Origin of the sequence: Parafrankia discariae, assembly GCF_000373365.1 — a bacterium.
Classification (GTDB): domain Bacteria; phylum Actinomycetota; class Actinomycetes; order Frankiales; family Frankiaceae; genus Parafrankia; species Parafrankia discariae.
The window spans coordinates 16,508-29,367 of the sequence record NZ_KB891221.1 but is presented as its reverse complement, the minus strand read 5'-3'; the positions used below and the strand labels follow the sequence as shown (position 1 = coordinate 29,367).

The 12,860-nt window shown below is 70.5% G+C and carries 6 protein-coding genes; 1 reads left to right on the top strand and 5 read right to left on the bottom strand.

Translation table 11 applies throughout. From position 1 onward, the window contains the following. Nucleotides 1–13: 13 nt before the first annotated feature. The 5 genes from B056_RS0119060 to B056_RS0119040 all read right to left on the bottom strand — a co-directional run bounded on the left by B056_RS0119060 (nt 14) and on the right by B056_RS0119040 (nt 11,625). Nucleotides 14–1,324 carry an ABC transporter substrate-binding protein gene (locus B056_RS0119060; protein ID WP_018503460.1) on the bottom strand — a complete coding sequence of 437 codons (1,311 nt, stop codon included), beginning with the start codon at nt 1,322–1,324 and terminating at the stop codon, nt 14–16. A gap of 61 nt (nt 1,325–1,385) precedes the next feature. Then, entirely contained in the window at nt 1,386–4,250 is a 2,865-nt protein-coding gene (locus B056_RS0119055; RefSeq protein WP_018503459.1) for an ABC transporter permease subunit, read from the bottom strand. Between the two features lie 6 nt (nt 4,251–4,256). Further along, nucleotides 4,257–6,539: an ATP-binding protein gene (locus B056_RS0119050; RefSeq protein WP_018503458.1), complete on the bottom strand. Its 2,283-nt coding sequence runs from the start codon at nt 6,537–6,539 to the stop codon at nt 4,257–4,259. A gap of 114 nt (nt 6,540–6,653) precedes the next feature. After that, nucleotides 6,654–9,089, bottom strand: a complete 2,436-nt coding sequence (locus B056_RS0119045; RefSeq protein WP_018503457.1) for a glycoside hydrolase family 3 N-terminal domain-containing protein — start codon at nt 9,087–9,089, stop codon at nt 6,654–6,656. Between the two features lie 52 nt (nt 9,090–9,141). Further along, on the bottom strand, nt 9,142–11,625 hold the full coding sequence (locus B056_RS0119040) for a glycoside hydrolase family 2 TIM barrel-domain containing protein (protein WP_018503456.1): 2,484 nt from the start codon (nt 11,623–11,625) through the stop codon (nt 9,142–9,144). Nucleotides 11,626–11,815: 190 nt separating this feature from the next. Here B056_RS0119040 and B056_RS0119035 point away from each other — a divergent pair, with 190 nt between their 5' ends. Next, the gene (locus tag B056_RS0119035; RefSeq protein ID WP_084647191.1) at nt 11,816–12,811 is read left to right on the top strand and encodes a LacI family DNA-binding transcriptional regulator; all 996 of its coding nucleotides are present in this window, start codon (nt 11,816–11,818) and stop codon (nt 12,809–12,811) included. Nucleotides 12,812–12,860 lie beyond the last annotated feature (49 nt).

Below are 12,860 nucleotides of genomic sequence, written 5' to 3'. Positions count from 1 at the left end.
GAGAGGACGGCCGTCAGCCCGCGGCGGGGAAGAAGTTCTTCTTCGCGGGATCGAACGCGAAGAGGCGGGGCGGGATGGCGCCGTGCGGTGTCTCGCGGCCGTAGGTCGCCTTGTCCCGGTAGGTGGGAACCTGGAGGGAGCCGAGGGAGAACGCGGCCTGCTGGAAGGACTGGTAGGTGAGGTCCTTGCCGGCCTTCTCCGCGATCGCCTGGAACAGGGTCAGGTAGCGGCAGGCGGCGCTTTCGGATGTTCCGGGGCTGGGCTGACCGGAGGGCACGGTCGCCGGGTCGACCAGCTTGCCTCTGAGCGCCGGCAGCGCGGCCTCGAGGGTGGCGACGCACGCGGCGTTGACCGGCTCGCGGTAGTCAACGACCAGTCCGAGAGCGGTGGCACCGGCCATGATCGCTGGGTCGTGCTCGCCCGGGCTCGCCAGGTACGCCCCGGCCTGACTGGTGCCGGCGAACATCAGCCTGGGGCGGTAGTCGGTCTTCTGGAGCTCTGCGGGGAACTGCAGCTGGGAGCCGCCGACCAGGAGCACGGTGTCGACGCCCGCGGCCCGGAACTTCTGGATGAACACGTTGAACTGCTGGGAGACCGCGGCCGCGTCACTGATGTCGGCGTCGAGGATGCCCGTCTCGGTCACCGGGATCTGGAGCCGCTTCAGGGCGGGCAGGACGACCTTGTCCACGGAGGCCTGGTCGTCCCGGTAGGCGACGACCGCGAGCTTCTTGCCGGCCAGGGCGTTGTCGGCGGTGAACTGCTCGATGCCGTCGGCCAGCTCGTCGCCGCCGCGCAGGTCGGAGACCCACGGCGCCTGCGCCTTGGCGTAGCGCTCCGCGGTGAGGTCACCGCCGACGAGCGCCGTCCTGTGGGTCTGGACGTAGCACATCGCGTCCTCGGCGTTGAGGCTGCCGAGCACCGCGAAGACCTTCTCGTCCTGGGTCAGCTTGACGCAGGTCTCCTGGGCGCCGGCGGGGGAGATGACGTCGACCGCGCCGTACACCGGGATGATCCTGCGGCCGTTGATGCCGCCCGCGGCGTTGACCTTGTCGACCAGGGCCTTGAAGGTGGCCTGGTAGTCACCGTGGTCGATGTCGACGTACTGCCTGACGACCTCGAGGTCGGGGTAGACGAAGCCGATCTTGATGCTGTCGGCGGTGACACCGGGCGCGGTCGCCGGCGCCGGCGGGGCCGGGAACGCGTCCGAGGTGGGGCTGCTGCTGGCCGGGGGGTCGTCCGACTCGACACTGCAGCCGGCTAAGACGAGCGCGACTCCCGCGGCGATCAGTGCGAGCGGACGGCGCCAGCGATAATGCGAGGTCATTTCAGGCACTCCGTGTTCCTGGAGACAGGGATCCGGTGAAAACGGTCCGAGACCGGATGGGTTACGAGGGCACGACCGCGTCGGTCGGCGTGTGGTGTTCCTCGGGGGGCGCCGCGGCTTTTCCGCTGCGTTCGATGGCGCGTTCGTCCGTACCGAGATAGCTGGCGACGACCCTCGGGTCGTCGCGGACGGCGTCCGGTGTTCCGCTGGCGATGATCTGGCCGGTTTCGAGGCAGTAGACGCGATCGCTGATGCTCATGATCAGCGGCATGTCGTGTTCGATGACGAGCATGGCGGCGCCGAGCTCGCGGCGGATCTCCTGGATGAGCGGGCCGAACGCCTCGGTCTCGCGTTGCGCGACGCCGGCGGTGGGTTCGTCGAGGCAGAGAACTTGGGCGTCGAGGGCGAGCAGGCCGGCGAGCTCGACGATGCGGCGGGTGCCGGTGGACAGGTCGGCGATGAAGGCGTCGGCGTAGCGGCCGAGGCCGAGGAACCCGATGAGGTCGTCGGCGTCGGAGCGTTTCGCGCGTTCGGCGCGGAAGGTGTGTGGCAGGTGCAGGGCGGTGGAGGGCAGCCCGGTGCGCCCGCGGGCCTCCAGCGCGATCTGGACCGTCTCGCGGACGGTGAGCTCGGGGAACAGCGCGGCGGCCTGGAAGGTGCGGCCGACTCCGCCGCGGGCCCGGGCCGCCGGGCTGGCGGTGGAGACGTCCCGGCCGAGCAGGGTGACGGTGCCGGTGGCGGGGACGAAGCCGCCGATGGCGTTCATCAGGGTGGACTTGCCGGCGCCGTTGGTGCCGATGAGGCCGACGATCTCGCCGGGCAGGACGGTGAGCGAGACGCCGTCGACGGCGGCCCGCCCGCCGAAGCGTACCCGGATGTCGCTGGTCTCGAGGACGGGGGTGTTCTCCGGGAGCGGCTCGCGGGTGGTGCGGGTGAGCGCCGGGGGCACGGCCGGGACGCTCTTCGCCGGCGGGGTGGCGCCGAGCCTTCCGTCCGCCCAGGCGAGGAGGGCGTCGCGGGCGCTGTAGCCGATCTGGACCAGGCCGCCGGGGAAGTAGAGCAGCAGGATCAGCAGACCCAGGCTGGACGTCAGCAGCGGGACGATCTCGTTGTCGGGGAAGAACGACGGCAGGCCGATGACCCACAGCGAGCCGAGCAGCGGGCCGGTGACCGAGCCGAGGCCGCCGATCACCACGATGGAGACCAGGATCAGCGAGTCGGGGCTGAGGAAGTACCTGTCGGCGTAGGGCACGTTCTGGACGGCGCCGGCCAGCAGGCTGCCGCCGAGGCCGGCGATCCCGCCGGCGAGCGCGAACGCGCGCAGTTTCACCCGGGTGGGGGCCACGGTGTACGCGGCGGCGGTGGCGGGGTTGTCGCGGACCCCGATGGTGGTCCGCCCGACCCCGGACCTGCGCAGCCGGGCCACCACCAGCAGGACCAGCACCAGGACGACCAGGACCAGGTAGTAGTAGGCCCGTTGGCTGACGATGTCGATCCCGAAGGCGGTGTCGCGGGGGAACGAGGCGGTGTTGACGCCCTCGTCGTGGAACACGTCGCGGCGGTAGAGGTACTGCTCGGCGGCGATCCCGAACGCGAAGGTGCTGACGGCCAGCAGCAGCCCGCGCACCCGCAGCGCGCCCGCTCCGACCACGGCCGCCAGGGCCGCGGTGAACACCGTGGCGATCGCGACGGCCGCCGGGAACGGCAGGGCGTTCAGCGCCACGACCGAGCCGCCGACCTGCAGGCGCAGGCCGCGGTTGAGCGCGGCGGCGAGCAGCGCCCCCAGCCCGGCGAACGCCATCTGGCCGAGGGAGAGCTGCCCGGCCCAGCCGGTGAGGATCGTGATCGAGGCGGCGCAGATCGCGTACCCGAGGATCACGGTGTAGAGCAGGTGCCGCGACGGCTGGGTGACGAGCAGCGGAAGGACGACGGCGACCAGGCCGAGCAGGATCAGGGGGGCGCGTTCGAGGTTGCGGACCCACCACAGCCCGCGCAGCCGGTCGGGCACGGGCCGGATCTTCGGCGCGAAGGAGAACGACGAGGTCTCGGTGTCCCGGCCGCGGCTGACGAAGAACACCGCGGCCAGCACCACGACGAAGATCGTCATATCGGTGAGGCCGGGCTGGTCGAGCCAGTTGAACTGGATGAACGACTGGCCGAGCCCCAGCGCGACCCCGGCGAGCAGCGCGACGCGGAACGACGTCATCCGGGCGATCACCGCCGCGGCCAGGGCCCGGAGCAGGGTGGTGGGGCCGAGGGTCGTGATCTGGGTCAGGGACTGGTTCTGCGCCGAGACCAGGATCAGGCACAGCGTCCCGATCAGCCCCGCCACCGCCCAGACCGCCGTCGACACGGTCTTGGGGCTGATGCCCTGCAGGCGGGCGAGCTCGGGGTTGTCCGCGGCGGCCTTGACCGTCCGCCCGAGCACGGTCCGGCCCAGGAACAGGCTGAGCGCGAGCGCGACGAGCGGCACCGTGACCAGGACGCTGAGCTGCGCCCCGCTGATCGTGAGGCCGCCGACCGGGGACCAGCTCCCCGACCAGGGCACCGGGTAGGACTCGCGCGGGTAGTCGTCGAGGTCGGGCAGGGAGGTGACGACGGTCAGCGCGAGCTGGGCGACACCGATGGTCGCGACCAGCAGGATCACCCGTGGCGCGGCGAACAGCCGGCGGATCACGGTGAGATCCACCAGGGCGCCGAACAGCACGCCCACGAGCAGTGCGATGGCCAGCGAGATCCAGTACGGCACGTTGTAACGCACCGTGAGCAGCGCGAAGAGAACCGAGCCGACCAGGCCCATGTTCGCCACCGCGAAGTTGATGACGCGGGTGGAACGGTGGACCAGCACGATGCCGACCGCGAGCAGGCCGATGACCAGGCCGGTGACCGCGCCGTCGAAGAGCAGTTGGGTGGTGGGCAGTTCCATGGCGTCTCAGCCGCCTTCCCGGCCGAGGAACACCGCGCGGGCGAGATCGTCGCGTTCGGCGAGTTCGCGGGCCGGCCCGGTGAACCGGACCTGGCCCTTCTCCAGGAACACGGCCCGGTCGGCGATGGCGAGGGCGATGTTCAGCGACTGTTCGACGACGATGATCGTCAGTCCGTCCTGTTTGAGGCGTTCGAGGATCGCCAGCAGGTCCTGCACCACCACCGGGGCCAGCCCGAGGGAGAGCTCGTCGATGAGCAGGACCTCGGGGTCGTGCAGCAGCACCATCGCCAGCGCCAGCATCTGCTGCTGCCCACCCGACAGCGACCCCGCCCGCTGGCCCTGCCGGCTCTCGAGGTCGGGGAACAGGCCGAGCACGTAGCCGAAACGCCGGTCCCGGCCGGCGGCGTCGCGGCGCATCCGGAACGCGGCCATCTCCAGGTTCTCCCGCACCGTCATCCCGGGGAAGACACCCTTGCCGCCGGGAAGCAGGTGCACGCCGTACTTCCCGCGCTGTTCCGGGGAGACGTAGGTGATGGTCCGCCCGCCGAGGCGGACCACCCCGCGGGACGGGGTTCCCAGGCCGCAGATGACTTTCAGAATGGTGGACTTGCCCGCGCCGTTCGTGCCCAGCAGCGCCAGGGTCTCGCCCTTCTTCACGTCGAAGGCGACGTCGAACAGGACCTGGACCGGCCCGTAGGAGAAGTCGATGTTGTTTACCTGCAGCACGGGGACGGTGTCCGGGTTCTCGCGCTGCCGGTCGCGTTCGGCGAGCTCCTCGCGCAGGTCCGCCACGACCAGGGACAGGTCGTTCTTCACGAACGACGCGCTGCGGATCATCATGAGGCCGCCGACCGCGGTGGCGGGGATGCCGATCACCAGCACGGCGACCCGTGGGTCGTAGGCGTTGCTGATCAGTCCGGAGAGGATCGCGCCGCCGGTCGCGCCGATGAAGAACATGTAGACCGCTGCCAGCGCCAGGCCGAGCCCGCGCAGCCGGTAGGGCGTCACCGACTGCATCACCGGGCCCACCATCGAGAACGCCACCGAGGCGAACACCGCGCCCGGGATGCTGGCCAGCATGAATCCGACCCAGTTCGGCATGAACCACTGGACCGGCAGCAGCACCGCACCCGGCAGGATGCACAGCCCCAGCAGCGCCACCGCCCGGGCCGGGTCCCGGTGGTAGAGCCGGTCGTAGCGCGGCCCGACGATCGGCAGGGCCACCAGCAGCGCGGCGCCGCCGAGCGAGCCCATCAGGCCCCGCTGGAACGTCGACATCCCGTAGTGGTCCTCGGCCCACAGGTTCGCCAGCACGCTCGTGGTGAACAGGCTGAAACCCAGCGCGGAGAACGCGACGATCGCGGTCTTGACCGTGCGGATCCGCAGCAGCCGGGCGAACGCCGCCTCGACCGAGATCGGCATCGGCTCGGTGTCCTCGACCACCTCGCCCAGCACCGACTTCATCTCGTGCTGGCCGCGCGGCGGTTCCGGCAGGCGGAACGCGAAGACCGCCACCGCCAGGGCCGGCAGGCCGAGGGTCAGGAACGGCCAACGCCAGCCGTCCGCCCCGCCCGCCAGCGTGGCGATGCCCGCGACCACCAGGGGACTGAGCGCGCCCGTGGTACGCGCCGCGCCGAAGTTCGCCGCGGAGATCCGCCCGCGGACGCCGATCGGATATGTGTCGGCGAGCAACGAGCCGTGCACCGAGTTGTTGCTCGACTTCGCCACCCCGACACCGAACCGGGCCAGGAAGAACAGGAACGCGTTCGCCGCCAGTCCGCTCGCCAGGACCATCACCGAGAAGACGACCCCGGCCCAGCCGATGACCCGGGAGCGCCGGCATCTGTCCGCCAGCCAGCCCATCGGCAGCGCGCCGAGCACGAGGAACGCCCCGGCGGCCGCGGAGATGAACACGATCGCGCCGTCGCTCAGCCCGAACGCGTCCCGGATGTCGGGCGCCAGCGTCGTCAGCGCCGCCGACTCCAGCTCGTCCAGCGCCGACAGTGTCATCAACGTCAGGAACGTCACCGAACCACCGGCGGCCAGCCCCTGCCGCAATGACAGCCGCTCACCGCCCACACCCGGCAGCAGCTCGTCCGCGAACAACACCTCACGTTGCGAGTCCGCCTGCCGCGTCCGCCGCTCCGCTTCCGCCTCGATCAGCCCCGCTGCCAGCCCTGCCGCCACCCCCGCCGCCGGCGCCACCCCCGCCGGCGCCGACTCCGTCGCCGGATCGGTGGGGGTGCTCACGACGACCACCGGCCAGTCAACGGTGAACAGGTAATGCATGTGAGCATGGAAATCTCCGTAAGAATCCGCTGACCTCGGTCAGCGACTGGCACCCGGCGAGAACCCGGCCCGGAAAGGTGGCGGTCGGGTTTCCTGGTAGGTGCGGCCGGTGGTTCAAGGGCGTGTGTCGCTGACGGTGACGTCCGAGAGGAAGGAACGGCGGCCGTCCAGCTCGGCGACTTTTCCGACGACGTCGAAACTGCCGTGCAGGCGGATGTCGTCGGAGGAGCTGCCGGCGAGAACCTGGACGGGGCCGGGTTCGAGAACGAATCCGCCGTCGAGAGCGACGTAGCCGAGCTGGCTCATGGGCACGGTGAACGTCACGGTCGCCGCCGCGCCGGCGTCCAGGCTGATCCGGGTGAAGCCGACGAGCTCCCGGGCCGGTCGGGTGACCCCGGTGGCCTGGTCGGAGAAGTAGAGCTGCACGATCTCGTCGCCGGCCCGCGGGCCGGTGTTGCGGACGGTCAGCCGCACGGTGACCGCGCCCTCGCTGTCGACCTCGGGCGAGCTGACCGCGAGGTCGGTGTAGTCGAAGGTCGTGTAGCTCAACCCGTGGCCGAACGGGAACAGCGGGCGGGATGGCAGGTCGAGGTAGCCCTGGTGCATGTCCTGGTCGGTGCGCCGGTAGCCGGTGCCGGTCGGCTGGCCGGAGTACACGGGCACCTGCCCGGAGTGCCGCGGGATGGAGACCGGGAGCCTGCCGGCCGGGTTGACGTCGCCGAACAGGACGTCGGCCATGGCGGTGCTGGCGTGCTGACCGCCGTAGTAGCCGTAGAGCAGCGCCGGGAGCAGGCCGACGATCGGGGTCAGGGCCATCGGCCGGCCGGTGTACACGATGCCCACGCACGGGGTTCCGGTGCCGGCGACCGCTTCGACGAGCGCGACCTGGTTCGCCGGCAGGTCGATGTTCGCGGTGTCGCAGCCCTCGCCCTCGGTGATCCGGGGGGTGAACCAGCCGGCCCGCCCGCCGAGGGCGAGGATCACCACGTCGGCGTCCGCGGCGGCGGCGACCGCGGCCGGGAGGTCGGCCGGCTCCTCGTCGAGGACCCCGCAGCCGGTAACCACGCTCACCCGCGCGCCGGGGGCGGCCCGCCGGACGGCGTCGGCGAGGGACAGCGCGCCGTAGGCGTCGCGGATGTAGTCGTCGATCGGTGTTCCTATGGGGCCGGCGAGTTCCTCGCGCATCAGCGCGGTCGCCTCGGGGGTGACGTCAGCGGTGATGTTCTCGGTGCCGGGTATGTGCGCCCGTTCACCGGTGAACCGGGCCCGGAGCATCTCGAGGGCGGCGGGGTAGGTATAGGGCGGGAACGCGAAGGAGATCCCGTCGGCGTGCGGGCCGACGACCGCGATCCGGCGCAGGTCCCGGGACAGCGGCAGGGTGCCGTCGTTCGCCAGCAGGGTCACCGACTGCTGGGCGAGCCGGTAGGACAGGTCGACACCCTGGCGGGCGACCTCGTTGACCACGACGGGGTCCTCGTCGGAGTAGGGCCGGTCGAACAGGCCGAGCGCGAACTTGTCCCGCAGGACCCGCCACACGGCCTGGTCCAGCTGGTCGACGGGAACCGTCCCGGCGTGGACCGCCCGCGCGAGCGTGGGGCCGTAGCCGTCGGCGACGGGCAGTTCGACGTCGAGGCCCGCGGCGAGGGCGAGCCGGCCGGCATCCTCGGCGTCCCGCGCGACACCGAGCCGCTTGTACAGGTGACGGATGGTCTCGTAGTCGGAGACGACGGTGCCGGTGAAGCCGAGGCGGTCCCGCAGCAGGCCGGTGAGGATCTCCCGGTTGGCGCCGACCGGGACGCCGTCGACGGTGCTGTAGGAGTTCATCACCGCCCCGAGGCCGGCGAGCCTGATCGCGGCCTCGAACGGGCGGGTGTACACCTCGTACAGCTCCCGGGCCCCGACGGCGGTGCGGGCCATGTTCTGCCCGGCTTCGGTGAGGGCGTAGCCGAGGAAGTGCTTCCCGGTCGCGATCACGCCCTCGCGCGGGTCGTCGCCCTGGATGCCGCGGACGAACGCGACGCTCATCGCGGACACCAGGTACGGGTCCTCGCCGTAGGTCTCGTGCACCCGCCCCCAGCGGGCGTCGCGGGCGACATCCATCACCGGGGACAGGACCAGCGGGTGGCCGATGGCCCGGGCCTGCCGTCGCAGGACGTCCGCCATCTCCGCCACCCCCGCCGGGTTCCACGTGGCCGCGAGCCCGATCGCGGTCGGGAACGTGGTCAGCCCGGGGGACACCACACCGTTCAGCGCTTCCACGTGGAAGAGCGCGGGAATGCCCAGGCGGGTCCGGGTGACGAGGAAACGCTGGATCTCGTTGACAGCCTTCGCCAGGTTCGCGGGCGTGCGGTGGCTGAGCATCCCGAGCGGCGCGATGTGGCCGATCCCGGTGCCCAGGAGACGCTCGGCCTGCGCCTGGACCAGGCCGTCCACGCCGAGAAGCCCGATCGGCATCAGCCCGGTGACCTGCTGCGCTTTCTCCTCCACCGTCATGGTCCGCAGCAGCGCGTCCGCTCGGGCCTCAGGTGTCAGCGTGGCGTCGTACGTCATCGTGGATTCCTTACTGATGTGATCGGCACTGATGTGATCGGCACTGACGCGATCAGTGGCTTTCGGCGGAGGGACCCGCGGGTTCGGCTTCGATGCGCACGGTGGACGGCTCGCAGCCCTCCGCCGTGGCGGTGACGGTGATCGGGCCGGGTGCCGTCGGGCGGATGACGGCGAGCGCCCGGCCGTCGAAGGTCGTGCGGACCGTGTCGAAGAAGTTCTCGGTCGGCCTGGGGTCCGCGCTGCCGAAGCCCTGGAGCACGGCGGGTCCCGTCACTTCGACGGCCACCTTGCGGTCGGCGGTGTTGTGGAGGTTGCCGGCCGCGTCGACGAGCGTGAGGGTGACGTAGGCGAGGTCGGTGTCGTCGGCGGTGATGCGGGTGCGGTCGGCCGCCGCCTCGAGACGGACCTCGCCCGTCGCGGACCGCAGCGAGGTGCGGCCGGTCTCGTGGCCGCCGGTGTAGGCGACGGCCACGATCTCGCCGGGCTCGTAGACGGTCTCGAACTCCGCCCTGAACCGGTTCTTCTCACCCGCCGGGGCCGTTCCGACCCGCCGGCCGTTGACCAGGAGCTCGATCTCGTCCGCCGCGGAGTACACCTCGAGCCGCACGGGCCTGTCCTCGTGGCCGTTCCAGCTCCAGCTGGAGACCGAGTCGCTCCACGACCACCACATCGCCAGCCTGACCGCCCGCCCGAAATGCTCGGGACGGTGGACGGCGATGTAGGGCTTGCCGCGCAGGCCGAACACGATCTCGCGGTAGTAGGAGGCAGGACGGCGGTGGCCGGTGATGTCGATGTCACCGCACCACGCCGTCAGCCACGGGTAGCCGCCCTGGTGGTTCAGTGCGGAATTCGTGGTCTCGCTGTCGCCTTCGTATTCGATCCGGCCGGTCCCCGGCTCGCCGAGGTAGTCCCAGCCGGTCCAGGTGAAGTCACCGATGACGTGGCTGTGGTCCTGGACGAGCCGCCAGTTCGTGTCGATGTCGGCGGGATAGGTCTCGGTTCCGACGATCACCCGGTTGGGGAACTGCGCCCCGTCCTGCTCGTACCGTGACTCCAGGTAGTTGTAGCCGGCGACATCGAGGCAGGCCATCGACTCGGCGGTCTTGGAACCGACAATGTCGGAGCTCATGAGGATCGGCATGAACTCGCGGAACCGCGTCATGAAGCCGTTGACGTCGAGGCTCTCGCTGTCCTTCTTCCGGGATTCGCCGGCGAAGGAGGCGAGCAGGTCGGGGCCGCCGGCGAGGAGGCCGTTGACACCGTTCGTGACGAACCTGGTGCTGTCGATCGAGCGGATCTTCTCGGCGAGCCGGCGGCTGATCGCCGCGCCGGCGGCGGTGCCCGTCTCCGGGATCTCGTTCCCGATCGAGTAGAGGATGACGCTGGGATGGTTGAAGTCCTTGTCGACCATCGCCTGCACGTCGGACTCCCACCAGGTGGTGAAGTCGAGGGCGTAGTCCTGGCTCACCTTCGAGCGGGTCCACGCGTCGAACAGCTCGTCGATCACGAGAACGCCGAGCTGGTCGCAGGCATCGAGCAGCGCCTTGCTCATCGGATGGTGGGAGCTGCGGATGGCGTTGAAGCCGGCCTGCTTGAGGATCTCGACCCGGCGCTGTTCGGCGCGGTCGATGGTCGCGGCGCCGATCACTCCGTTGTCGTGGTGGACGCAGGCGCCGCGCAGGTTCACCGCCTCGCCGTTGACGCGCAGGCCCCGCCGCGGATCGACGGTGAGCGTGCGGATACCGAAGCGCGTGGTCTCCTGGTCCAGGAGCACGCCGTCCGCCATGACGCTGGTCCGGCAGAGGTAGAGGTAGGGCCGCTCCACTCCCCACAGTTCCGGTCGTGGCACGGGCAGCCGCTGGCGCAGGGTGAGTGTGTCGCCGATGAACGTGGTGACCGGAGCGGTGTCCCTGGCGACGACCGTGCCGTCGGCGTCCACGATCTCGGTGACCACCTCGAGGGCCCGCGTGACCGGGGATTCGTTCTGGATCTCGGTCGCCACCGCGACCACCGCGAGGTCGTCGTCCACGGCCGGAGTCGTGATCCTCACCCCGTCAAGTGCGAGGTGCACCAGATCGCCGACGATCAGCTTCGTGTTGCGGTAGACCCCGCCACCCGAGTACCAGCGGGTGTCGTTCCCACTGCGCGCCTCCACGACGATCTCGTTGTCGCTGCCGTACTTCAGCAGGTGATCGGTGCGGACGTAGAAGTTGGAGTAGCCGTAGGCGCACTGCGCCGCTAAATCACCGTTGATGAAGACCCTGGCATTTCGGTAAACACCCTCGAACTCGAGGGTGACCCGTCGGTTCCGGTACTCCTCCGGCACGAAGAACGTCTTTCTGTACTGGTATTCCCCGCTCGGGTAGTAGCCGCGCTGACCCGCTTCGGTATCGGCCCCGTCGCGCTCGAGCCCCACCATCGCGTCGTGGGGCAGCCGGACGTCCTGCCAGGGGGCGTCGGCCCGGCCGAGGATCTCCAGGAACGCGTCGGTCTTCCGGCGGAAGGACCAGCCGTCATTGAAGGATGAACGGATCAACCGAGCTCTCCCTGGCAACGCAGTCTTTGTTCGTCGTGGATTCGGGTGGATGGCACCTGCGCGCGAAAGGTGACCCGGGGTCGCGAAGGTAGGTGCCCCAGGCCACTAGCACGTACTAGCGTCGTGGGTAGACAAGCTAACATCGTGCTGTTAGCGCGCGCAAGTGGGCTTGAGCGAGGGGGCGGTGGCCGTGTCAGAGGCGACGGCGAAGCGACGGGTCACCGCCACGGATGTCGCTGCGGCCGCAGGGGTTTCGCGGGCGACGGTGGGCTTCGTCCTCAACCGGACCCGCGGGCAGACGATCTCGGAGGGCACCCGGGAACGGGTGCTCGAAGCGGCGCTGCGCCTCGGCTACCGGCCGAACAGCGCCGCCCAGGCCCTCGCCAGCGGCCGCAGCAGGATCGTCCTGTTCGTCCTGCCGGACTGGCCCGTCGAGTACAGCTTCCGGATCTACCTCGACGAGGCGTCCCGCGTGCTGGACGAGGCCGGTTACTCTCTGGTCACCTACACCCGCCGGTCGCACGGCGAGACCCGTCCCCTCTGGGAGCTCCTGACCCCGGACAGCGTCTTCGGCTTCACCACCTTCAGCCCGGCCGAGATCGTCTCGATGCGCGGCTGCGGGATCCGCCGGATCTTCCCGGACCCCGCCCGGCGGGAACCCCTCGACCTCTCCCTGGCCGTCAGCGCGGGACCCCGCATCCAGGTGGAGCACCTGCACGAACACGGCCGCCGCCAGCTCGCCTACGCCGCCTTCGCCGACCCCCTCCCGTCCTCTCTCGTCGGGGCCCGCCACGAGGCGGCCCGGGAACGGGCCCGCGCCCTCGACCTGCCACCCGTCGACATCAGGTACGTCGACTACCGCGACGGATCCGCCGACGACGCGGTCCGTGCCTGGCACGGCGCCGGAGTGACCGGCGTCGTCGCCTTCAACGACGACGTCGCCGCCACCGTCGTCAGCGCCGCGATCCGCCTTGGGATACGGATACCCGACGACCTCGCCGTCATCGGTCACGACGACAGCCCCATAGCGACAATGTTCGTCCCCGCGCTTTCCACTGTCCGGTTCGACACCGCCACTCTCGGCCGTGGATTCGCCGAATACGCCATCAACCAGACCGAAGGCCGGCCCCTGTCGGACTGGCGGCCCCCGGTGAGCGTCACCCTCGTCCGCCGCGAATCAACCTAGCTTTCAGGCGACAGGATATCGGCCTGTCGTTCAGCCGTGCCCGGCCCGG